We start from the raw sequence: 22422 nt of genomic DNA, 5'->3' as shown, positions 1-22422 counted from the left end.
AATGTGGGAGGGGGCTTGCCCGATGGCGATGGGTCAGCCACTGATGCATTTACTGACACACCCTCATCGGGAGCAAGCCCCCTCCCACATTTGGATCAGCGTCGGATGCCCGGGCTATTTTTCAGCCTGACCATCCAGGCGACGCTGGATCTCGCCCAGCATGTCCAGGCCATCGCGCAGTGAGACCAATGCGGCAGTGACCAAGTGATGGAGGTTTGGGTTGTCGCTTGATGAGGCGAGGGTCGCCAACAGCTCAGTACCGATACGCACGCGACTGCGAGCTGTTTCGTGGAGCAAATGCGAGGGGGCAAAGGTGTTGAAAGCCAGGACGGGAACGCTGGTGGGGTTGGTTTGAAGCGGCTTGTATTGGTCCATCGATAAACCTCACAGATAAGGATTTGAACCACCTTCTCCCGTCGCCAAACGAATAAGGGTGGCAGCTGTACGCAGGTTGGCGAACCGGTTATCTGTGAAACCCGGCAGATCCGAAGATCTCCCGCGCACAGCCGCCATAGAACCCAATGCCTTCATCCAAGGAAAAACGCACGGGGTAGGAACGCTGTAACGCGTCACAGAATTTCGGATCGCCAAATCCGATCGCCGATGTGCGGCGACGGGGCGAACTATAGGGGGATGGTTGAGGCTGTGCAACCAACATATTGATCTCTACCGTCAGTCGTCTCAGCTTTTTCCAAACGCCATTCGGTAATGATGATGTATATACTTTGTTCATACCATTCCGGAGGAATCGCTGATGTCCAAATTAGCCGTTTTTACAATGAAGCTTGAACCAGAGCTTCGCGACCAGTTCATGGCTGAATGCGAAGCCTCTCATCGTCCTGCATCGCAAATCGTACGCGAAATGATGCGTGAATTCGTTCAGGCCCAGCAGCACTCGCGAGAGTACGATGAGTTTTTGCAACGCAAAGTTGATGCTTCTCGTGCATCCATTCGCGCAGGCCGAGAGGTTTCCAATGAAGATTTGGAAGCTGAATTCGCAGCCAGGCGCGCTCAAGTAGATAGTCAGGGATGAGGGTCGCGTGGACGCCCGAGGCAGGGCAGGATCGTAGAGATATCTGGGATTTTCTGTTTGAGAAAAACCCACAAGCCGCAGCCGACATGGACCGGCGCTTCAGCATGGCAGCACTTGGATTAGCACATAACCCCGAAATTGGCCCAATAGGCCGGATTGCGGGAACACGCGAAATCATTCCGCACCCGAGCTACCGCCTTGTTTATCAAGTTGAGCCCGACGTAGTGAGGATTGTGGCTCTGGTGCATACAGCTCGCCACTGGCCACCAGAAAGCTACATCCCACATTGATGCCTCAGATGGGCGAGGGCTGATTGCCACATTCCTCAATCACCCGCCCCACCTCCTCCTCAATAAACCCAAACACCTCCTCCGCCACGCTGTACTGAAACTGCTTGCGCCGATGCTTGGAAAGCTTGCCCTCGTTATCCAGGCACATCATCACCAGCTTCGACAAATCACTGCCACGCACGTCGTAGCGTTGATTCACTGCCTTGATCACACGGTCGTAGCGGTCGAGGAATTCGGTTTCTTCGCGCAGTTCGACTTCCAGTGCGCGGCGGGCCATTTGCAGGGTGAATTCGACGCAGCGGGTGGCGCCCCAGTAGCGGTAGATCGAGGGGTGACCGATGAAGTCGAACGCCATGTGGTCGGCGTCCAACCAAGTAACGTTCCAGAATTCCCGCGTCGGCTGGGAGAAGGTCTTGAGTGCCTCCAGATAGGCTTGCTCTTCGTGCTTCATGGCGACGGAGACCGGTAGCAACAAGCCATTTCCCAGTGCGCCATAGTGGCAAAGCGTCTGGTGGATCAGGAAGCGAGACAGGCGGCCATTACCGTCCATGAACGGGTGCAGGAACACGAAGCCGAAAGCGGTGACCGCCGCCGCAACCAAAGGATCGACGTCTCGCACGGGCTGGTTGGCGAAGGCCATCAGCTCTTCCATCAATTCCTGGCAAAGCGCGGGGGCTGGCGGCACGTAGCTCACACCGGCTGCGCCGCGCAGCCCGTTGTGCAGGTGGTTCTGTTCGTGGCGAAACGCGACGGCTTTGTCGAAGGGGTTGGAGACGGTGCTGTTTTGCAGCTCGACCAAGTAGTCCTCGGTGAGCAAACGGCCTTCGTGAGCCTGGCGCAGGAGTTGAACGAAGCGACGGGATTTTTCTTCGCTGGGTTGTTCTTTTTCGATGGCAAATGAATCGCGGGTTTCGTGCAGGTACGCCCACTGGATGGCGCGGTCCATCATTTCGGGTGGGAGGGTGGCCATGAAGGATTTGGCGCGGCCCAGTATGTCGAGACTCAATAAGGCGTCAATTTCAGACGTACGCTCGACTGTCGCGCAATAGGCCAATGAGCCCAAACCGTTGAAGTCGATACGCCAGCGGGAATTGCGTGTAGACGGCCCCGTTACGTAGCGTTGCGGATCAAACAGGGGAGAAACTCGGCTGTTGATAGGCTTACTGTAATCGAGCCGTTGCAGCGTCAGGCCTTCCCACAAATAGCAGGCCTTGCGGATGAATACGCCGTTAGGTGCTTTATCCAGCTCTTGCAGCAATTGATCTGCGCTGACCGAGTCAAGTGCCTGAGCGAGAATTGCGAGATTTATACCTTCGTGCTTGAGGGCAAAAAGAATATGGTCGAGCACCGAATCGGCTGCAGGCGCTACCGTTTGGGGAACAGCAAGGCAATCGCCAATCAACGAGATGCGAGTGACGGGCTTGACCATCGCTGAACGAGCAGGCGCAATGGCTTTCAACCCGAGGAGTTGGTGAAGATGGGCATAGCCGACCAAAGACATCGCGCAACCTCATAAAAAGTTCACTTGCGCGATTAAAGCCTAGATTTTTTCAAGCCTCATCACTTTTTTTCAAGTTTTGGCCTTTCTGCTCAGTTTTTTACACCCCTCGCCCACCCCGCAACATCACATTCAATTCATCCACCACCACCGCCCAATCCGCATCCTCCAGTATCTCCTCACGCAAAAACGCCTTCTGACCCTCGCTCCAGAAAAACGCATCCGCCAGTTTCAGCTCAGGCTTGAGCGGTGAATGCACGGCGACGAATTTCTCGATGCTGACCGGGTCATCTGCCAGGCCAAGCTGTTTGAACAAGGCCGGCAGGTTGTGCACTGGCGATTCCATGTGGGTTCCTCATAGGCGTGTTCAAGACAGTCTAGCGGCAACCCTCGGGTTGTGGCGCCGGCACATTGCACAGCACGAACAGACGCGCTCGTGCACCGCCGCCGTCCTGACGGCTGAGTTCGCGCCAGCCTTCGGGCAACGGGGCAAAGTCGTCGGGTGCTTCGTTGCTGCTGATCAGCCACACGCGACGGGTGGTGGCCGGCAATGCGGATAGACGTTCGAGGTAGATGCGTCCGCCATCCTGATCCACCAGCGTACCGAAACCGTAGGCATTCGGTCGCGTCGGGGTGCCGTCGGGTTTGGGCGGTGTGTAGAGTTGAAGTTGAGCGTCGGTCTGGTCGTAATACACGTAGCTGAGGTACCACATCATGTCGCTGAGGACGATACGGTCATCCTCCTGGTAATTGCGATTGACGAACTCTACCGGCACATTGAATTGATCCTGCTCATCCACCTCGAAGTTGTTCTTCAGGCCCAGCAATTCCATGCCGACAAACAGCACTAACAGCGCTGCGCCCAACCATGACAGGCGTGACGGCAAGCGGTCGATGGCAAGCGCAAGGGTGATTGGCAAACCCAGGGCATACACCGTGAGGTAGCGCTCGATAAAGACCGGCGAGATAAACGACACGCCGTACACCAACAGCAATGGCAGCAAGAAAAACAATGCAGGCAAATGGGCCCCGGGGTTGCGCCACGCTGTCACCAAGACCACCGCGACCAACAACAGCGGAAAGATCCAGAACAGCGGTGCCCAGAAATCGACGCCTTCATCCTGCAACACGAACTGCCAGATCATCGAGGGCAGGGACAGCAGGTTGACCGGCTCTTCCCAACCAATGTCCCCGCCTACCTTGAGCTGTTCGACGTGCTGCACCAGGTCCAGAAGGTTCGGCAGCCAGGGCAGGTACAACACCACAATCGTGGCGTTGGCCACCCACCACGCCGGGCGCGTGATCAGACGCTGGCCTGGCGGCTGCAGCCCCAGGTACGCCCAGTGCACCAGCACACACAACGCGGTGAAGTAATGGGTGTAGAAACCGGCGCTCATCAACAGCACATAAGCGGCCAGGTAACGTGTGCGCGCGGGTTGGCGCATCCAGTAGACCAGCGCCAGCGTAGCCCCCAACAGCCATACGCCGAGCAGCGAATACATGCGCACTTCCTGGCTGTAGCGCACCGCCGTCGGCAGCAGCGCCAGCAGGATGCCGGCCAGCAGTGCGGCGCGACGGGTGGACAGTTGCCGCGTCAGCCAGATCCCCAGGCCCACCACGACGGCACCGGGGATGGCGCTCATGCTCCTGATCGACCAGATGCTGTCGCCAAACACTTCGATCCAGCCGCGCAGCAGCACAAAATACAGCGGCGGATGCACATCGTGGCCGGCGTGAAACCACAGGTCGGTCACCGCATATTCGCTGAGCAAGAGGCTCGAGCCTTCATCACCCCAGATCGCCGCCGACGTCAGGTGGTAGAACCGCAGGGCCATGGCCAGCGCCAGGATCGGCACCCACCAGAGGCGGCTGAGCCAGCCGGCGCCCTCCCGGGTCAGGCGATTGAACGCAGGCAAGGCCCGGACTTTTTCATTTTGCTCTACCGCAGACCGACGCATATCGACTCCGTTACGACTGCCCTCTACAGGACAAACACTGCGCATGCGCAAACACCGCCACTTTAGGCCAAAAGCCTAGGGCCCGTTGCTGGAATCAGACAAATCAACAATTTGCGTAGGCCTTCACCGAAGCACTCGTAGGATCAGGCTATGATTGCCCTCCTCCACGGACTCAGGATCAAGGAAACGTTATGCGCATCGGTTTGCTGTCACCTCTGGCTCTGGCCCTGCTGGCCGGTATTCCCCTGGCGGCCCAGGCCAGTTCCGACGACTCGTGCTACCCCGACTGGCGGGTCTCGCGTGACAGTCTCGAACCCTGCAGCAACCAACCCTTTCTCAGCCCGGGCAACGATAGCCGGGTCAACCTGCGCCTGTTGCTGGCCGACAAAAAAGCCGCGCCGCTGACGCCCAATGCCTTGGGCGAGGACGATTTGGCCCAAGGCTTCGGCCCGGTGCCGTTTCCGGTGTATCGCCTGGTGCCGATTCCAGCCGCGAGCGATGAGCCGGATAACCAGGCGGACGATTCACGCACTGCCGAGCTCGACACCCTGCTCCAGCCGCTGGGCGTCAAGCGCGAGGAATACAAGACCGCCGGCGAAGCCTTCCTCAACGGTGAAGGCAGCCGTTGCCGCAGCAACGATGACGACAGCGCCACGGCGTTTATCAGCCAGGTGATCAAAGCCGATATGCCGCCGGCTGAGCGCGACGTATTGGTCAAAGCACGTTTGCAGCTGCTGACAACCTGTGACTGGGACGGCCAGGTGGTGGACGCGCAGTTGACGCCCTCGGCCAACGCCCAACGGTTTCGCACTTATTTGCAGGCCGCCGCTGACTTCTACAGTGGCCGCTTCGGTGACGCCGAGCGCGGTTTCGCCGCCGCCGCGACCAGCGATGCGCCCTGGCTGAAGGAAACTGCGCTGTACATGACCGCGCGCACCTCGCTGAACCAGGCCCAGGCCCAAGCCTTCGACGAATACGGCATGCCGCAGCGCGAGCATGTGGACAAGCCCGCGTTGAACGACGCCGAACAAGGCTTTCTCGCTTACCTGAAAACTTATCCACAAGGCGATTACGTTGCTTCCGCCCGTGGCCTGCTGCGCCGTGTGCACTGGCTGGCAAACGACGATGCCCGGCTTGCCGAAGACTTCACCTGGCAACTGACCGAGGCCACCGACGCCCAGCGCAATGTGAGCGTGGACGAATTGGTCGAAGAAGCCGACCTCAAGTTACTGATGGCCGACAACACGTCGACGAACAGCCCGATGCTGCAAGTGGTCAGCGACCTGATGGCGATGCGTGCCCACACCCCGCCCCTGTTGAGCCGCGCAGACCTCGACAAGCAAAAGAGCACCTTCGCCAACGAGCCGGCGTTGTTCGACTACCTGCAAGCGGCGTATGCGCTGTATGTCGAGCATCAACCCGACACGGCCCTCAAGCATCTGCCGGCGGACGTGCCGTCAACCCTGGACTATTTCGCCTTCAGCCAGCAAACCCTGCGCGCCCTGGCCCTGGAAGCCAAACCAGACTGGGCAGGTGCGCAAGCCCTGTGGCTGCAATTGCTGCCGCTGGCCACGCAACCGCTGCAACGCGACCAGCTGGAGCTGGCCCTGGCGATGAACTACGAGCGCAGCGGCCAACTGGCCAAGGTATTCGCCGCCGACTCGCCGATCAGCGCCAAACAGGTGCGCTACATCCTGCTGCGCAACGTCGCCGGCCCCGACCTGTTGCGCCAGCAGATCGCCAACGCCAGCGACCCGACGGAACGCCAGAGCGCGCAATTCGTGCTGCTCTACAAAGACCTGCTGCACAACCAGTTCGCGACCTTTGCCGACGACCTCAAGCAAGCCTCGTTGTCCGAAGACAAGCTCGGCACCAGCCTGGGCTACACCTACACCAGCGGCCAGACCTTGACGCTGTTCCAGTGGAACGGTGACAAGGCCGAATCCGGCTACGCCTGCCCAAGTATCGCGCAAACCGCCGCGACCTTGCAGGAGGATGCCAAAAACCCGCACGCCCTGAACTGTTTCGGTGAGTTCATCCTGCGCAACGGCCTGGACGGCATGCCGCTGGAACACCCCCGCGCCGCCGGCAGCCTGGGCAGCACCGCCTCGGACTTCAAGGGTGAGACCTTCTCGCGCCTGGACGGCTACAAGCAGGTGATCGCCAACGCCAAGGCACCGAAAACCGACAAGGCCTACGCACTGTTTCGCGCCATCAACTGCTACGCGCCGGCCGGCTACAACAGTTGCGGCGGTGAAGACGTGGCGCCGGCCGTGCGCAAAGGCTGGTTCCGCCAGCTCAAGAGCGGTTACGCCGACACGCAGTGGGGCAAATCGCTGCAGTACTACTGGTGAAGTCGCTGTGGCTGGGCGTGCTGTTGCTGGCGAGCCCGGCCTTCGGCGCCGTCGACGCCCGTGACTACGACGCCTTCTGGTTGTGGAGCGGCGTCACGCCCCAGCCGGTGATCAAGCAGGCCAAAACCCTGTACATCCTCCAGGGCCAGATCAACTCCACGCGCCGCGCACCGCAACGTGGCGTGCAACTGATCGCCCAGGGCATGAGCGTGCCGCGCATCACCCAGGGCACTATCTGGGTGGTCTACCGCGCCCACACCTTGCACTGGCCGGAGCCGGTCTACACCCAACTGCTCGGCCAGGTGCAACGCTGGCGTGACGCGGGCAACCCGGTGATCGGCATCCAGATCGACTTCGACGCCCGCACCCAGTACCTGCACGAATACGCCGCCTTCCTGCGCGATCTGCGCCAGCGTTTGCCGGCCGACCTGCGCTTGAGCATCACCGGCCTGATGGACTGGAGCAGCAACGCCGACCCGGCCGCCATCGCCCAGCTCAAGGGCGTGGTGGATGAAGTGGTGGTGCAGACGTATCAGGGACGCCACAGCATCCCCGACTACGCGGCCTATCTGCCACGGATGAACCGGATGGGCGTGCCGTTCAAGGTCGGCTTGATTCAGGGTGGAGAGTGGGAGGCGCCGGGGTATTTGCAGGAAAGTGAGTGGTTTCGGGGGTATGTGGTGTTTTTGCAGAATCGTTGAGTGTTCCGGCTCGATAAAACCAGTGTTGAGCCGGATTGATGGCATAGCTACCCGAAGATGATATAAGTTACTCTAACGGCATTAATGGGTGATATATCATGCAAAGCACTGGCAGACCCAACCCTCACAAAGGGTACCTCTCAGAAAGAAGCGACGAGCTGATAAAAGGTATCGGAAACGGTATCGAAATAGCCCGCCTTCGTCGTCGACTGAAAATTTCCACAATATGCAGTCGTGCGGGCATCACAAGGCAGACGTATCAGCGGCTGAGACAGGGCGAGGCAGGCGTATCCCTCGGTGTGCTGATGAATGTGCTTAGCGCGATGGACCTGGAGGAAGGTATGGCGAGCATCGCGTCGCCGGAACTCGACCAAGTTGGGATGACCATGAGCCTGGCCCGTGAGCCTGAGCGAATTCGCACTGAAGGAGACCCTGATGTCCTGGAAGCCGATTGGTAATGCCTTTGTTTTTTCAGCTCACTCAGTCGGTGATCCGGTCCCTGTGGGCGAAGTGGCCATGCACGCCAGTGGGTTCGTTTTTCGCTACGCCAATAGTTGGCTCGCACGGCCCGACGCATTCGCGATTGACCCGCTGAACGTGCCCCTGACCCGTAATCAGTATTCCTCGACGCGCATGTTCGGGGTGCTTGACGACGCAACGCCGGACAATTGGGGGCGGCGTGTTCTGCTGGCGACCCACAAACAGCATCCACAAAACGAAGTTGAATGGCTGCTTGCCTCGCGGGGTGCGGGCGTGGGTTGCCTGCTGTTCAGTGCTTCAAGAAATCTGTTGCCGACCCTGCACCAGCCACCGCAATTCGAAGACCTTGAGAAAATCATGGTAGGCCTTGATCGAGTCGAGAAGGGTGAGGTGGACCTGCCCGTGGAAATCGCACGGCTATTTGAGTTTGGCAGCTCCATGGGCGGCGCCAGGCCAAAGGTCACGGTGACTCATGAAGGCAAGGAATGGATTGCCAAACTCGGCCGTAGCGATGATGTTTTCGATCAGCCACGTGCGGAATTTGCCAGCCTTCAAATGGCGGATGCGGCGGGGCTGCCCGCAGCCGGGCACAAGTTGGTAGAGGTCGCCGGCAAACCGGTTTTGATGGTCGAGCGTTTTGACCGGCATGAAGGCGCTGGTCGCGAACACTATGTCAGCTGCAATTCTTTGGTAAGTACCGAGAAGCCGAGAATGCGAGTTGACGCGGTTGACGGTGCCGCTTCCTATTCCAGAATCGCCGACGTTTTGAAGAAGGTCAGCGACGATGCAACGTTGGACATGCGTGAGCTTTACAGGCGTATGGCGTTCAATGTGCTCATCGGCAATAGCGACGACCACCTGAAACAAACCGGACTGCTGTTGACCAGCGCTTCGGGCTATTCCCTCGCACCGGTATTCGACATATTGCCTCACCCCACGCAGCTAGGCTTGCAGGCGCTCATCATCGGGAATGAGGGCAGGGTATCGTCGGTCAGCAATTTGCTCAGTACGCCCGAGCGTTTTGGGTTGGGAATGGATGAAGCAAGATCCATCGTCACTGACGTCTATGCGGTCGTGCGGGAGGCTTCCGGGTTTTTTGAAGCGGCGGGCTGTAGCGGCGCCGATGTGCGCATGCTGTCCAATGTATGCACCCGGTTTGAATCGCAACTGATGGCAGCACCACCCGCCGGCAACAGAGCGCACCCTTGACGGGTGCGCAACTGAAAACGACGTCACGTTCAAGGCTCGCTCGACTTCCCACCGTCATCAGTGAAGCGCTTGCAACGGATACACCGACTCCCACCCTCCTCCCAACGCCTTGTACAAGCCGACCATGGCCAAGGAAACGCCCGTAGAGCTTTCCACCCATTGTTCCTGGGTCGCCAGCAGCGCGCTTTGTACGGTGAGCACATTGACGAAATCGGCCACGCCTTCGACGTATTGGTGTTGCGCGGTGGCGAGCGCGATCTGGTTCTGGTGCACGGCTTCGGCCAGGCTGTCGCGGCGCAGTTGGCTGGCGTTGTAGCGGGTCAGTTGGTCGTCGATTTCATGCCAGGCGCGCAGCACGGTTTGCTGGTAGGAAATCGCCGCTTCCTGTTGCTGGGCTTCACGCAAATCCACCATGCCTTGCAGGCGCCCGCCGTTGAACAGCGGCAGGCTCAATTGCGGGCCGAAGGCGAAGGCGCGCGAGCCCCAGGAGCCGAAGTCCGAGAGTTGCATGGCCTGGGAGCCTAGGCTGCCGGACAGGGTGATGCGCGGGTAGAAATCACCCTTGGCCACGCCGATGCTGGCAGTGGCGGCGTGCAAACGGGCTTCGGCCTGGCGGATGTCCGGGCGGCGCTCGGCCAGTTCCGACGGCAGGCCGATGGCGACCTGGCGCTGGGTCTGCGGCACGGCGGCGTCCTTGGACAGTTGCGCGTGCAGGGCTTGCGGCGGCTCGCCCATCAGCAGGCTCAGGGCGTTGATCAATTGATCCTGGCGCTGCTGCAGATCAGGCAGGCGCGCTTCGATGGCGGCCACCTGGGCGGCGGCTTCGGCCACGTCCAGGTCGGTCGCCACGCCGTCGGCCAGGCGCAGTTGCGAGAGCTTGAGGCTGTGGCGGGCGACGTCGAGGTTTTGCTCGGTGACAGCGCGGGTGTTCTGTACGCCGCGCAGTTGGATGTAATCCTGTGCGGTCTCGGCCAGTACCGACAGCAGCACGGCGCGACGGTCGTTTTCGGCGACGTCCAGGGTGGCATCGGCGGCTTCGGTCTCGCGCTTGACCCGGCCCCAGAAGTCCAACTCCCAGGCAGCGGAAAAGCCCATGTCCCATTGGCTGAAGGCCGAGCGGCCGTTCTCGCCGGAGGGGTCGTTCAAACCTTTGGCGCTGTTGCGCTTGCGCTGGTAACCGCCGCCCGCATCGACGCCGGGGTAACGTTCGGCGGTAGTCACCTGACGCACGGCGCGGCTTTGTTGCAGGCGGCTGCTGGCCAGTTTCAGGTCGAGGTTATCGCTGAGGGCACGACGTGTGAGCGCTGACAACTGTTCGTCGTGGAACACGTCCCACCAGCGCTCCTGCAACGGGTCGCTGCTGGCACGACTGGCCGCCTGACGCCCCTGGGGCTCACTCCATTGGGCGACTTGCGGGCCTTGCGGCCGTTGGAAATCCGGGCCGACGGTGCAGGCACTCAGGCTGATGAGGCTCAAGGTGAGCCAGGCGACATGTTTCATTGCTGGGCCACCTCATGGTGTGGCGCGACCGCCTGTGTGTCGACGCTGGCCTCCACCGACATACCGACGCGCAGGCGCTCGGTCAGCGGCTGATTGGGCTCCAGCACAATCTTCACCGGAATGCGCTGCACCACCTTGGTGAAGTTGCCGGTGGCGTTGTCCGGCTTGACCGAGGCGAAGGTCACCCCGGTGGCCGGCGCCAGGCTCTCCAGGTGACCGTTGAGCAACTCGCCATCGAGGCTGTCGACACGCACTTGCACGGCTTGGCCGGCATGCATGTGCGACAGTTGCGTCTCCTGGAAATTGGCCACGACATAGGCCTCGGCCAGCGGCACGACCGCGAGGATCTTGCTGCCCGGTGTCACATAGGCGCCGACCCGTACCGCCCGCTCACCGACCATGCCGTCCACCGGCGCGACGATGCGCGTGTAGGACAGCTGATAGCTGGCCATTTCCAGCGCGGCCTGGGCGCGCTTGAGCCCGCCGTCGGCGGCATCGCGCTGGGCCGTGAGGATTTCCACTTGCTTGCGTTCGGCGGCCAGCACCGCTGTGGACTTGGCCAGGCGCGCGGTGGCCTGGTCGATGCGGGTCTTGGCTTGCTGGGCGTTCTGCACGGTGCCTGCGCCGACGCCGGCGAGGTGGTTGTAGCGGTTCAGCTCGTGTTCGGCAAACGCCACTTCGGCACGGTCCGCCGCCACGGTGGCCTGGGCCTGGGCGATCACCGAGCTTTGGCGCTCCAGGGTCGCGGTGGCGTTTTTCAGTTGGGCCTGGGCGACCAACGTGTCGGCGTCGGCGGCCTGGGCGGCGGCGCGAAAATCCCGGTCGTCGATCAGCGCCAACAGCTGGCCGGCTTTGACGCGCTGGTTGTCTTCTACCAACACTTCCTTGATGAACCCGGCCACGCGGGGGGCGACCAGGGTGAAATCGGCGGCGACGAAGGCGTCGTTGGTGGTCTGGCGCTGGCGGCCCAGGATACCTGGCGCAACCAGGTACACCAGCACGCCGACGGCAAACACAGCGATAACGGAGACGGCTATTTTGTCTTTGCGTTTCATGAGAAATCCTTGGGTTCAGGTCGGTGCGCGAGGCGGAAAAATCCGCGTGGGCATCCAGAAAATCAGCAGGATCAACGCCACCGCGACACCGGCCATGACGGCATACAGATCCGAAGAGGTGAGCACCACAACTTGCTCGTGCAGGCGGTGCGCCAGGCCCGGCGCGTCGCCGTCGGCCAGGGGCGAGTTGCCCAGGCGGTCCACCAGCATGGTCGAGTGAAAATGCCCGCGCTGGGTGGTCAGCGTATCCAGCACAGCGGTGGCGATCACGGCGGACAGGCCCTTGACGGTGTTGAACCACGCCGAGGCGAACGGCCCTTCGATGGGCTGGATACTGCCGGTGGACAGCATCAGCAGCGGCAACACGGCCATCGGCTGGCCGAAAATCTGCAGCAGGTACCAGCCATAAAAATCATCGCGGATCCACGCCGAGGTGAGGTGCGAACTGCCGATACAGCACAGCACCAACATGCCGAGACCGATGCCCAGCACCCAGCGGCAATCGACCCAGCGCAGGTTGCACAGCGCGGCCACCAGCGGCAGCGCGATCAGCTGCGGCACGGCCATCAGCAGCATCACCGGCGCGGTTTGCAGGGGGCGGTAACCCTGGACCTGAGCGAGAAAACTCGACGGGATGATGATGACCGAGGTCAACACCATCAACACGCCGGCCAGCACGATCAACGCAAACGACAGGTTGCGCAGGCCAAGCATCTGCAACTTGAAGAATGGCAGCGGCTGCGACCATTCATTGAGCATGAACAACACCATGAGCACCGTGCCGCCACTGAGCAGGAAGGTGATCAGGCCCGACTCGAACCAGTCCAGACGGTTGCCTTGCAACAGGCCGATGACCAGCATGCAGATTGCCGGGAAGCCCAACAGCAGACCGCGCCAATTGAACTGTTTGAAACGCTCCAGGCGCAACGGATCCTGCGGCAAGCCGTAGGCCACGGCGGCCATCGCCAACAGGCAGGGCCCGACGATCTGCCAGAACGCCCATTGCCAGCCGACGTATTCGGTCCACAGCGCCGCCAGCGGCGTACCCAGGCTCGGGCCGAAGGTGGCCGTCAGGGCATACCCGGCCAAGCCGTATAACTTGACGTTGGCTGGCAGGAACCGCAGCGCCACGGTCATCAGCATCGGCGGCAACGCGCCACCGGCCAAGCCTTGCACCGTGCGCAGGAGCAGCAGGCTTTCGTAGTTCGGTGCGAACGGGCAGAGGATGCCGAGCAGGGTAAACAAGCCGATGGCACACAGGGTAAAACGGCGCAGCGAGAGCGTCACCGCACACCACGGTGCGAACGCCATCGCGGCCACGGAGGTGGCGGTGTAGGCCGCGACCAGCCAGGTGCCTTCGTCAAAACCGATGTACAGCGCACCACGGATATCAGCGAGGGCGACCTTGGTGACCATCTCGTTGAGGCCGGACACCAGCACCGCCAGCAACACGCCGACCAGGCCGATAATAATGCGCGGACCGAACACCGGTGGGCTGGGCGCAGTGGGTTTGGCTGCGGCCTCGAGGGCGGGAGCAGCGAGGGATGTCATGGACAGGTAACTCGGAATGGGAAATACCCGAGCAGTTTAATCAGGCTCTACCATGACAAAAAGTTACTTGTTGTCAGCTTATAAGTGCGTCAGACGCAATCCACATAATACCGCAGGGCTTAAAATGTGGGAGGGGGCTTGCCCCCGATAGCGGTGTATCAGGTTCATATGGGGTAGCTGTCATACCGCAATCGGGGGCAAGCCCCCTCCCACATTTGACCCGGCATGGCTTGGGATTTCAGCTGGGCTGGGCTTCGAGCCACGTGGCGTGGCAGCTCTCGCGCATGGTTTCGCGCAGCCATTTGTGCGCCGGGTCTTTGTCGAAACGTGGGTGCCAGGATTGGGCCAACACCAGCGTCGGCAATGAGATTGGCAGGGGGAATGCGCGCAGCGGCAGATTCAGGCGCCTGGCGCTGAGGAGCGCTTCCTTGGGCACCGGCAGCAGCAGGTCGGAGTCGGGCAGCATGAACATTGCACCGTGGAAGCCTGGGGCGATCATAGCCACGCGGCGCTCCAGGCCCTGGGCATTCAACGCGGTATCGATGGGCCCACGGGCGATGCCGCGCCGCGAGATACTGATGTGGGAATAGCTGGCAAACCGCGCGGCGGTGATCTCTGCGTCGAACAGCGGATGATCTTCCCGCGCCAGGCCGACGAAGGTGGTGGAGAACAGGTTCTGCACCTTCGCTTCGGGGCTCGCCGGCAGGGTATTGCTCACCCGCAAGTCCAACCGCCCTTCGCGCAGCGCTTCGTCGTCGGTATCGCCTTCGGGCACGAAGCGCAGCTCGCAGAGCGGCGCCACTCTTTGCATGGTGTCGAACAGTCGCCCGCCATACACGCCGATGAAAAAGTCATTGGCGCGCACGCTGAAGCGGCGGCGCAAGGTGCTCAAGTCCACCTGGTCGGCCGAGCGAAACAGCAACGCCGCCTGCTCCACCACGTTGCGCACCTGGCCTTGCAGCTCAAGCGCCTTGGGCGTCGGCACCAGACCGCGGCCGGCGCGGACCAGGATCGGATCGCCGACCGCATCGCGGATCCGCGTGAGGGTGCGGCTCATGGCCGCCGGGCTCAGGTTCATCCGCCGCGCCGCGCCCACCACGCTGCCTTCATCGAGCAAGGCGTCGAGGGCGACCAGCAGGTTCATGTCCGGTAGTTGCATGCCAAGCACTCGTGATTGATGGGGAGTGAACTGGGCGCAATCCTAGCAGGCTTCACCGTTTCAGAAAGGCGCATCGCCCTGAATGGTGGTGCGCAACAATTTGCGGCGCAGATGGCTCGGGCAACCGGCGGCCAGGTGAATCAGCGAGCGGTTGTCCCAGAACACCAGGTCGTGGGGCTGCCACTGATGGCGGTAGATGTTTTCCGGCAGCACGCTGTGGGCGTAGAGCTGGGCCAGCAGGTCGCGGCTTTCGTCATCCGGCAGGCCGACGATGCGGGTGGTGAAGCCTTCGCTGACGAACAGCGCCTTGCGGCCGTTTTCCGGGTGGGTGCGCACGATGGGGTGCACCACTTCGGCCACCTGGGCGAGTTGTTCCGGGGTCAGGGTCGGGCGCCAGTTGCCTTCGAATTTGGTTTCGCTGTAACGCGCAGTGTAGGAATGCGCGGCGCGGCGCCCTTCGACGGCGTTGCGCAGGTGCTCGGGCAGTTGCTCCCAGGCTTTGTGCATGTCGGCAAACAGGGTGTCGCCGCCTTCGGACGGCAGTTCCTGGGCATGCAGCATCGAGCCCAGGCTGGGCAGTTCCTTGTACGACAGGTCCGAGTGCCAGAACTTGCCCGCATCGCCCAGGCCGATGGACTGGCCGTTTTCGATGATGTTGGAGACGATCAGGATTTCCGGGTGGTTGGCCAGCAGGAACTGCTTGAGCACGTGGATTTGCAGCACGCCGAAGCGCCGGCTGAAGGTGATCTGTTGTTCAGGGGTGATGCGCTGGTCGCGAAACACGATGACGTGGTGGTCCAGGTGCGCGCGGTGGATGCGGGCGAAGTCCTGGTCGTTGATAGGTTGGGATAGATCCAGGCCGATGATTTCGGCGCCGACACTGCCGGGGAAGGGGCGGATGTCGAAGGGTTGGGGGGTGGCGGACATTGGGTTCACTTCCGGCGGACAAGGGAGTGAATTTATAGGCCTGGGAATGGAAGTTTAAATACTGTTAGGGCATATCCATATGCATGGGGTGATGCTGATGGCCCTATCGGGGGCAAGTCCCCTCCCACACTTGATTTGTGAACACATTCAAATGTGGGAGGGGCGGTGCGACGATTCGACTTGCCCCCGATAGGGCAGGAGCAGGCAATGAAGATCAACGCTCGTGCAACGCCTCCGCCCGCGCCTTGATGATCGGCTTGAGCAGGTAGCTGAGGATGCTTTTCTTGCCGGTGATGATGTCTACCGAGGCGACCATGCCGGGGATGATCAGCAGCGGCTTTTCATCGGTGCCCAGGTGGCTGCGATCGGTGCGCAGGGTGATCATGTAGTAAGTGGTTTTCTTGTCTTCATCGGTGATGGTGTCGGCGCCGATGCGTTCGAGCTTGGCCTTCAGGCCACCGTAGATGGTGTAGTCATAGGCGGTGAATTTGACCACCGCTTCTTGCCCAGGGTGCAGGAAGGCGATGTCTTGCGGGCGGATCTTGGCCTCCACCAGCAGGGTGTCGTCCAGCGGCACGATTTCGACCATGTCGCTGCCCGGCTGGATCACGCCGCCGACAGTGTTGACCAGCAGTTGCTTGACGATGCCGCGCACCGGCGAGGTGACCAGGGTGCGGCTGACGCGGTCTTCCAGGGCGCGGCCGGTGGATTCGGCCTTGTTCAGTTCGGTGCGCGCTTCATTGAGTTGGGTCAGGGCTTCGCTGCGGAACTTGCCGCGGGTTTCGTCGATCTTGCGCTGCACTTCCTTGATCGCCGATTCGGCGCGGGGGATCGCCAGGGTGGTGGCGTCCAGCTGGCCTCGGGTTTCCATTTCGGCGCGCTTGAGGCGCAGCACTTCCACCGGCGACACCGCGCCCTGGGCCACCAGCGGCTCGGACATGTTGATTTCCTGGCGTTGCAGGGACAACTGGCTGCGGTACTGGCTTTGTTTGGAGGTGAACTCACGCAACTCCTGTTGGCGCTGCACCAGTTGCTCCTGCAAACCGCCAACTTCGTCTTTCAACTGCTGGCGGCGGCTTTCGTACAGTGAGCGCTCGTTGGCGGCCTGGCTGGGCGCGGCCTTGAGTACATCGTCGGGAATGTTCAGCGGGCGGTCGTCCACCTGCGCACTCAGACGCTCGACGCGCAGTTGCATGGCCAGGCGCAGCGCTTCGGTTTCCCCGGCGTTGGACACGAACCGCGTATCGTCCAGGCGAATCAACGGCGCACCGGCCTCGACGATCTGACCTTCCTTGACGTACAACTCGGCGACGATACCGCCTTCCAGGTTCTGGATTTTCTGCAGCTTGGACGACGGAATCGCCTTGCCGTCGCCTCGGGTCACTTCGTCGATTTCGGAGAAACCTGCCCACACCACCAGGAATACAAAGAACGCGATGATGGCCCAGATGGTCAGGCGGATGACCCGCGGCGCATCTTCGATCAGCGCTTTGTTGACCTCGGGCAGCGGCTGGCCCTGCAGCGAGTCGGAACCTTTGAAGTAGCGCCCGACCGCGCTCTTGATGGCGTTAAGCGACACTGATCTGCCCCTTCTTCAACGCTTCCATGACCACGGCTTTCGGGCCGTCCGCGAGGATCTGCCCACGGTCGACCACCAGCAGGCGGTCCACCAGGGACAGCAGCGAGGCACGGTGCGTCACCAGGACGACGGTCTTGTTTTGCACCACGGCATGCAGGCGTTGTTTCAAGCGTTCTTCACCGGTGTTGTCCATGGCGCTGGTGGGTTCGTCCAGCAGCAGGATGGGCGGGTTGAGCAGCAGCGCACGGGCCAGGGCGACGTTCTGTCGCTGGCCACCGGACAGGTTCTGCCCACGCTCGCCGACCTGCAGTTCATAGCCTTGCGGATGCAGGCGGGCGAATTCGTGCACACCGGCCAGTTCGGCGGCTTGCAGGACCATCTCATCTTCGACGTAGCGCGCACCGCTGACCAGGTTGTCACGCAGGGTGCCGGCCAGCAGTTGGATGTCCTGGGCGACGTAGCCGATGTTATGGCGCAGTTCGCTGACGTCGATCTGGCGCACGTCCACGCCGTCCACCAGCAACGCGCCGGAGTCGGGTTGATACAGGCCGACGATCAATTTGGCCAGGGAGCTTTTGCCCGAGCCGCTGCGACCGATGATGCCGATCTTTTCCCCTGGCTTGATCACCAGGTTGATGTTTTTCAGCGCCGGATTCTGTTGGTTCGGGTAGGTGAAATTCAGGCCCCGGCACTCGATGGCGCCTTGCAGGGTGCGACGGCTCATGGGGCGCTCTTCGAAATTGCGCTCCTGGGGCAGTTCCATCATCTGGTCGACCGAGGTCATGGTGACCTTGGCTTGCTGGTAGCGCGTGAGCAGGCCCGACAGCGAGGCCAGCGGGCTCAAGGCACGGCCGCTGAGCATGTAGCAGGCGATCAGGCCGCCCATGCTCAGGTTGCCGTCGATGATCTGGTACACGCCGAACACGATCATGATCACGCCGGCCAGTTGCTGGATCAGCAGGGTCATGTTCATCGACAGGCCCGACAGCAGCTTCACCCGCAGCTCGAGCCGGCTCAAGGTGCCGATGGTCTGTTCCCAGCCGTACTGGCGTTCGCTCTCGGCATTGTTGACCTTGACCGCATCCAGCCCGGCGAGGGTTTCGATCAGGCTCGACTGGCGTTCAGCGGCGAGGGCCATGGTGCGTTCCATGGTCGCGACCAAAGGTTTTTGCAAGGCGTAGCCGATCCCCAGGGCAATCGGGAACGCCAGCACCGGAATCCACACCAGATGGCCACCGAGCAGGGCGATCACCAGGAAGATCAGCAGCGTGAACGGCAGGTCGATCAGGCTGGTGAGGGTCAGGGAGGCAAGGAAGTCGCGCAGGCTCTGGAACTCATGGATGTTCTGCGCAAAGCTGCCGACGCGCGCCGGGCGGTACTTCATCGACATGCCGACGATGCGCTCGAACAAGGTGGCGGAGATGATCAGGTCGGTTTTTTTACCGGCCAGGTCCAGGCACAGGCTGCGCAGGCTCTTGAGCACCAGGTCGAACAGATACGCACCGCAGATGCCCACGGCCAGCACCCACAGCGTAGAAGTGGCCTGGTTCGGCACCACGCGGTCGTACACGTTCATCACGAACAGCGGCGCGGCCATGGCGATGATGTTGATCAGGAAACTGGCGGCGATGGCATCGGTATACAGCCAGCGCGAACGCTTGAGCGTGTCACGAAACCAGGATCGCGCTCGGGGAATCAAGGTGCCGTGATTGACGTCGAACTTGTGCTGCGGCTGGGCAAAGAAGACCTTGCCGGTGTAGTCGTCGACCAGCAACTCGCGCTTGATCAGCACTTCACCGCCATCGCTTTCGCTGAGCAGCACCCGCGCCTGATCGTCGCCCTCCCAGCCGACCAGCACGGTACTGCGCCCGTCCTTGAGCAGCAGCAGCGCCGGTAACGCGATGGTCGGGATCTGTTCGAGCCTGCGTTGCAGCAGCCGTCCCTGCAGCCCGGCGCGCGCCGCTGCACGTGGCAGCAACTCGGCACTCAGGCGCTGCGAAGGCAGCGGCAGGCCGGTGGTGAGCATGGCCGCGCTGGCCGGTTTCTGATGCAGGGCGCAGAGTGCCAACAACCCGTCGAGTAACGGGTCGTCGTGCAGCGTGCGTGGATCATGACTGAGATGAACTCGACTGACTTCGGATTCCACGCGGTGCACTCTCGACTAACAGATGGGGCTATGGGGTGACTCAGTTCATTCCAGGCAGTTGGACTTTGGGCTTCACATCGTTTTGCACGATGGAGGCCATGGGAGCGACGACGCCTTGGCTTTTGAGCAATTCGCCCATGGTCGCCTTGATTCGGTACTGAGTAAATAACTGAATGTTCTTGATCTCTTCCAGGCGACGCGAAGCGGTGAACAATTCGTTCTCGCTGTCGAGCAAGTCCAGCAGGGTACGTTGGCCCAGGCTGAACTGTTGCTGGTAGGACGTGCGCACGCGGGTGCTGTGGTCCACGTACTGCTGGGCCACCGGCAGTTGCGCGTTGGCGTTGTTCAAGGCGTTCCAGGCCAGGCCCAGTTCTTCATTGAGCTGGCGCAAGGCGTTGTTGCGGATGTCCAGGGCCTGGTTGGCCTGGTACGACTTCGATTGCAGGTCGGCCTTGTTGCTGCCACCGGCGAACAGGTTGAAGCGCATGCGCACCATGGCTTCCCAACCGTTGCTGTGGTTGGCGTCGCCGGAGACATTGTTGTCGGCATTGGTGCCAAGCTCGGCGTCAAAGCGTGGATAGAAGCTGGATTTGGCGGCCGCGTATTGCTGCTCGGCGGCGGAGATGTCCGACTCCGCCGAGCGCAGCACCGGGCTGTTGTCGAGCATCTGGCGCCGCGCTTCATTCAGGTCGGCCGGGAGCATGGCCATGAACGGCGCTGGGCGCTCAAGCTGGTCGGGCATCTGGCCAACGGCGCTGAGGTAGTTGGTTTGCGCATCCGCCAGGTTGGTCTGCTCGGTGATCAGGTTGTTGCGGGCCTGGGCCAGACGCGCTTCGGCCTGGTCCTGGTCGGCGCCGTTACCGACGCCGCGCTGGGTGCGCAACTTGATCTGATCGTAAATGCGTTCGTGGTTGCGCAGGTTGTCTTCGGCCAGGCGCACGAACTCACGACGGGTCAGCACTTCCAGGTAGACCTGGGCAACGGTCAATGCGGTGCGCTCGGACGTACCGAGCAGCGAGTAGGCGCGGGAGTTGACGTTGGCCTGTTGACGCCCGACTTCGCTGGAAGTGGCGAAACCGTCAAAGATCATTTGCTGCAGGCGCAGGCTGGACTCGCCGCGATTGAGGGTTTCCCAGTGGTTGCCGCCCGTGCCATTGGTGGCGCGGGTGGACGCGTTGTCGGTGCCTGCACGGCCATAGCCGGCATTCAAATCGACACGCGGCAGATACCCACCCTGCGCCGCACGCAATTGGTAATCGGCGGCGATGCGACTGTTTACACCCGCCTGAATTTCAGGATGCACATCCAGTGCCTGCTGCATGGCTTGGGGCAGCGTCTGGGCTTGTACAAAGCTGGCGGCGAGAACGAACGGTATTGCCTTGAACAGGTGCAGACGCATTAAAAAATTCCCCAGGACTTCTTGTCTCAAATCACAGCGATTGGCGCCGCCGCGTCGGATAATGGCTAGCGTAATGACCGTACGTCGGAAAGTTCAAAAAGCGGAACTGCTTCACACATGTAGGACGGTTCGCCGCATAAATATCAATGTGACATTACGGGGGCGATTGTTTAGGATGGCGACCATAAGGTCAATAGTTTGGCATAAACTAGATAGGTAAAAATTCTAGCCAATAATTTGACGCCAGTAAGTATTCAGACTACGCCCCCTCCTGTTTGGCCCTCCCTCTTGAGCGGCCACATGGAATCATCAGAAACGGATCGCCGGAGAAATATTTAATGAGCAATGTTGTTGCCATCGTCAAAAGCATTGTTGGTCAAGTGTTCGTTATTTCTCCGGAAGGGACACGCCGTGTTCTGGTTGAGGGTGATCGCCTGTTCGCGGGCGACCAGATTGATACAGGCCTGTCGGGCGCAGTGAGCCTGGAACTGGCGGATGGGCGCACGCTGGACCTGGGTCGCGACACCCAGTGGAGCGCCGACATGCCGGACTCCACTGCCGACCTGGCCGCCGCCACCGAACAGGCCGCGCCGTCGGTGGCCGAGCTGCAGCAAGCCATCGCCGCCGGCGCCGACCCGACCACCGAACTGGAAGCCACTGCCGCCGGCGCAACCGCTGCCGGTAATGGCGCGGCGGGCGGCGGCCACAGCTTTGTAGTGCTGGACGCGACCGCCGGGCGTGTCGATCCGACCATCGGCTTCCCCACTGCCCCTATCGGCCAGGGCACATCAACGCTGAATACCTTTACCGGTGCTCAAGGTTCAACAGGCAACGGCAATCTGGCGCTGCAGCCTTCGACCCTGAGCCTGAGCGCCACCCCAAGCATCACCGAAGCCGGGGGCGTACTGACTTACACCGCCACCGTGACCCAGGCCTCGACCAGCGACTTGACCGTCACCTTGTCCAACGGCGCGGTCATTACCATCCCGTCCGGCCAACTGACCGGTACCGTCAACGTGCCCCTGGCGCCTAACGACAGCCCGTACCTCGACGCCAGCCAGATCAGCGTCAACGTCACCGGCACCACCGGCGGCAACAACCTGGTACTGACCCTCGACCCTAACCCGGCCGTGACGCAGATTACCGACACCATCGACACCACCACCGTCACCTTGACGGCCGGCTCGAGTGTGACCGAAGGCGGTCAGATCACCTACACCGCGACCCTGACCAACCCGGCGCAAACCCCGGTAAACGTCACCTTGAGCAATGGCTCGGTGATTACCATCAAGGCGGGTGAGTCGACAGGTACGGTCGTGGTCGATACCCCGGCCAACGACGTCTACGTCAACGGTTCGAGCGTGAGCACCACTATTACCGGCGCAACCGGCGGCAACTTTGAAAACCTGGTGCCGAGCACGACGCCTGCGGTCACCACCATTACTGATGTGGTCGATACCACCACTGTCACGCTGACGGCCGGTTCGACCGTGACCGAAGGCGGTCAGATCACCTACACCGCGACCCTGACCAACCCGGCGCAAACCCCGGTAAACGTCACCTTGAGCAATGGCTCGGTGATT

The 22422-nt window shown here is 61.4% G+C and carries 19 protein-coding genes; 7 read left to right on the top strand and 12 right to left on the bottom strand.

Features of this window, described 5'->3' with window-relative positions; genetic code table 11:
- Positions 1-114: 114 nt before the first annotated feature.
- The gene (locus tag BFQ04_RS19735) at positions 115-375 is read right to left on the bottom strand and encodes a hypothetical protein (protein WP_065949922.1); all 261 of its coding nucleotides are present in this window, start codon (positions 373-375) and stop codon (positions 115-117) included.
- Positions 376-754: 379 nt separating this feature from the next.
- On the opposite strand from BFQ04_RS19735, the gene BFQ04_RS19730 reads away from it, so the two are divergent.
- Positions 755-1033, top strand: a complete 279-nt coding sequence (locus BFQ04_RS19730) for an antitoxin (protein WP_032878500.1) — start codon at positions 755-757, stop codon at positions 1031-1033.
- The gene (locus tag BFQ04_RS28745; protein WP_083217921.1) at positions 1030-1323 is read left to right on the top strand and encodes a type II toxin-antitoxin system RelE/ParE family toxin; all 294 of its coding nucleotides are present in this window, start codon (positions 1030-1032) and stop codon (positions 1321-1323) included. Before BFQ04_RS19730 ends, BFQ04_RS28745 begins: the two co-directional genes overlap by 4 nt.
- A 4-nt stretch (positions 1324-1327) precedes the next feature.
- On the opposite strand, the gene BFQ04_RS19725 is transcribed toward BFQ04_RS28745, so the two are convergent.
- From BFQ04_RS19725 to BFQ04_RS19715, 3 genes are all read right to left on the bottom strand, one after another.
- Positions 1328-2824, bottom strand: a complete 1497-nt coding sequence (locus BFQ04_RS19725) for a Fic family protein (RefSeq protein ID WP_065949921.1) — start codon at positions 2822-2824, stop codon at positions 1328-1330.
- A 97-nt stretch (positions 2825-2921) separates the two neighbouring features.
- Positions 2922-3167, bottom strand: coding sequence for a DUF2789 domain-containing protein (locus BFQ04_RS19720; protein ID WP_065949920.1), 246 nt, complete (start codon positions 3165-3167; stop codon positions 2922-2924).
- Between the two features lie 31 nt (positions 3168-3198).
- Positions 3199-4779, bottom strand: a complete 1581-nt coding sequence (locus BFQ04_RS19715) for a glycosyltransferase family 39 protein (RefSeq protein WP_065949919.1) — start codon at positions 4777-4779, stop codon at positions 3199-3201.
- 191 nt (positions 4780-4970) lie between these two features.
- On the opposite strand from BFQ04_RS19715, the gene BFQ04_RS19710 reads away from it, so the two are divergent.
- The 4 genes from BFQ04_RS19710 (at position 4971) to BFQ04_RS19695 (ending at position 9523) form a co-directional block, all read left to right on the top strand.
- The gene (locus BFQ04_RS19710; RefSeq protein WP_065949918.1) at positions 4971-7133 is read left to right on the top strand and encodes an outer membrane assembly lipoprotein YfiO; all 2163 of its coding nucleotides are present in this window, start codon (positions 4971-4973) and stop codon (positions 7131-7133) included.
- Positions 7130-7834: a DUF3142 domain-containing protein gene (locus BFQ04_RS19705; protein WP_065949917.1), complete on the top strand. Its 705-nt coding sequence runs from the start codon at positions 7130-7132 to the stop codon at positions 7832-7834. Before BFQ04_RS19710 ends, BFQ04_RS19705 begins: the two co-directional genes overlap by 4 nt.
- A 98-nt stretch (positions 7835-7932) precedes the next feature.
- Positions 7933-8292, top strand: a complete 360-nt coding sequence (locus BFQ04_RS30480; RefSeq protein WP_065949916.1) for a helix-turn-helix domain-containing protein — start codon at positions 7933-7935, stop codon at positions 8290-8292.
- Complete coding sequence (locus tag BFQ04_RS19695) at positions 8270-9523, top strand: type II toxin-antitoxin system HipA family toxin (RefSeq protein WP_083217920.1); 1254 nt, start codon at positions 8270-8272, stop codon at positions 9521-9523. Before BFQ04_RS30480 ends, BFQ04_RS19695 begins: the two co-directional genes overlap by 23 nt.
- A 57-nt stretch (positions 9524-9580) precedes the next feature.
- Here the strand turns inward: BFQ04_RS19695 and BFQ04_RS19690 are convergent, their stop codons facing one another.
- From BFQ04_RS19690 to BFQ04_RS19655, 8 genes are all read right to left on the bottom strand, one after another.
- A complete protein-coding gene (locus tag BFQ04_RS19690; RefSeq protein WP_065949915.1) occupies positions 9581-11023 on the bottom strand; it encodes an efflux transporter outer membrane subunit in 1443 nt (480 codons plus the stop codon).
- Complete coding sequence (locus tag BFQ04_RS19685; RefSeq protein ID WP_065949914.1) at positions 11020-12078, bottom strand: HlyD family secretion protein; 1059 nt, start codon at positions 12076-12078, stop codon at positions 11020-11022. Before BFQ04_RS19685 ends, BFQ04_RS19690 begins: the two co-directional genes overlap by 4 nt.
- Before the next feature lie 15 nt (positions 12079-12093).
- Positions 12094-13629 carry an MFS transporter gene (locus tag BFQ04_RS19680; RefSeq protein WP_065949913.1) on the bottom strand — a complete coding sequence of 512 codons (1536 nt, stop codon included), beginning with the start codon at positions 13627-13629 and terminating at the stop codon, positions 12094-12096.
- A 238-nt stretch (positions 13630-13867) separates the two neighbouring features.
- Positions 13868-14788, bottom strand: a complete 921-nt coding sequence (locus BFQ04_RS19675; RefSeq protein ID WP_065949912.1) for a LysR family transcriptional regulator — start codon at positions 14786-14788, stop codon at positions 13868-13870.
- Between the two features lie 60 nt (positions 14789-14848).
- Positions 14849-15715 (bottom strand): TauD/TfdA dioxygenase family protein, encoded by an 867-nt coding sequence (locus BFQ04_RS19670; RefSeq protein ID WP_065949911.1) that lies wholly within the window; start codon positions 15713-15715, stop codon positions 14849-14851.
- Positions 15716-15929: 214 nt separating this feature from the next.
- On the bottom strand, positions 15930-17294 hold the full coding sequence (locus tag BFQ04_RS19665; RefSeq protein WP_065949910.1) for an HlyD family type I secretion periplasmic adaptor subunit: 1365 nt from the start codon (positions 17292-17294) through the stop codon (positions 15930-15932).
- Entirely contained in the window at positions 17284-19440 is a 2157-nt protein-coding gene (locus tag BFQ04_RS19660; RefSeq protein WP_065949909.1) for a type I secretion system permease/ATPase, read from the bottom strand. The genes BFQ04_RS19665 and BFQ04_RS19660 overlap by 11 nt, the downstream gene beginning before the upstream one ends.
- Before the next feature lie 40 nt (positions 19441-19480).
- Positions 19481-20839 carry a TolC family outer membrane protein gene (locus tag BFQ04_RS19655; RefSeq protein ID WP_065949908.1) on the bottom strand — a complete coding sequence of 453 codons (1359 nt, stop codon included), beginning with the start codon at positions 20837-20839 and terminating at the stop codon, positions 19481-19483.
- A gap of 338 nt (positions 20840-21177) precedes the next feature.
- On the opposite strand from BFQ04_RS19655, the gene BFQ04_RS30075 reads away from it, so the two are divergent.
- Positions 21178-22422 (top strand): retention module-containing protein (locus tag BFQ04_RS30075; protein WP_256544594.1); only part of this gene is annotated, 1245 nt, incomplete at its 3' end.

Origin of the sequence: Pseudomonas sp. 37 R 15, from assembly GCF_900004865.1 — a bacterium.
Taxonomy (GTDB): Bacteria; Pseudomonadota; Gammaproteobacteria; order Pseudomonadales; family Pseudomonadaceae; genus Aquipseudomonas; species Aquipseudomonas fluorescens_AM.
This window is presented reverse-complemented; position numbering and strand designations above follow the sequence as displayed.

Coding starts and splice junctions, on each gene's coding strand:
- BFQ04_RS19735 (WP_065949922.1), bottom strand. CDS start 375: ATGGACCAATACAAGCCGCTTCAAACCAACCCCACCAGCGTTCCCGTC.
- BFQ04_RS28745 (WP_083217921.1), top strand. CDS start 1,030: ATGAGGGTCGCGTGGACGCCCGAGGCAGGGCAGGATCGTAGAGATATC.
- BFQ04_RS19675 (WP_065949912.1), bottom strand. CDS start 14,788: ATGCAACTACCGGACATGAACCTGCTGGTCGCCCTCGACGCCTTGCTC.
- BFQ04_RS19685 (WP_065949914.1), bottom strand. CDS start 12,078: ATGAAACGCAAAGACAAAATAGCCGTCTCCGTTATCGCTGTGTTTGCC.
- BFQ04_RS19655 (WP_065949908.1), bottom strand. CDS start 20,839: ATGCGTCTGCACCTGTTCAAGGCAATACCGTTCGTTCTCGCCGCCAGC.
- BFQ04_RS30480 (WP_065949916.1), top strand. CDS start 7,933: ATGCAAAGCACTGGCAGACCCAACCCTCACAAAGGGTACCTCTCAGAA.
- BFQ04_RS19730 (WP_032878500.1), top strand. CDS start 755: ATGTCCAAATTAGCCGTTTTTACAATGAAGCTTGAACCAGAGCTTCGC.
- BFQ04_RS19690 (WP_065949915.1), bottom strand. CDS start 11,023: ATGAAACATGTCGCCTGGCTCACCTTGAGCCTCATCAGCCTGAGTGCC.
- BFQ04_RS19710 (WP_065949918.1), top strand. CDS start 4,971: ATGCGCATCGGTTTGCTGTCACCTCTGGCTCTGGCCCTGCTGGCCGGT.
- BFQ04_RS19720 (WP_065949920.1), bottom strand. CDS start 3,167: ATGGAATCGCCAGTGCACAACCTGCCGGCCTTGTTCAAACAGCTTGGC.
- BFQ04_RS19695 (WP_083217920.1), top strand. CDS start 8,270: ATGTCCTGGAAGCCGATTGGTAATGCCTTTGTTTTTTCAGCTCACTCA.
- BFQ04_RS19680 (WP_065949913.1), bottom strand. CDS start 13,629: ATGACATCCCTCGCTGCTCCCGCCCTCGAGGCCGCAGCCAAACCCACT.
- BFQ04_RS19725 (WP_065949921.1), bottom strand. CDS start 2,824: ATGTCTTTGGTCGGCTATGCCCATCTTCACCAACTCCTCGGGTTGAAA.
- BFQ04_RS19715 (WP_065949919.1), bottom strand. CDS start 4,779: ATGCGTCGGTCTGCGGTAGAGCAAAATGAAAAAGTCCGGGCCTTGCCT.
- BFQ04_RS19670 (WP_065949911.1), bottom strand. CDS start 15,715: ATGTCCGCCACCCCCCAACCCTTCGACATCCGCCCCTTCCCCGGCAGT.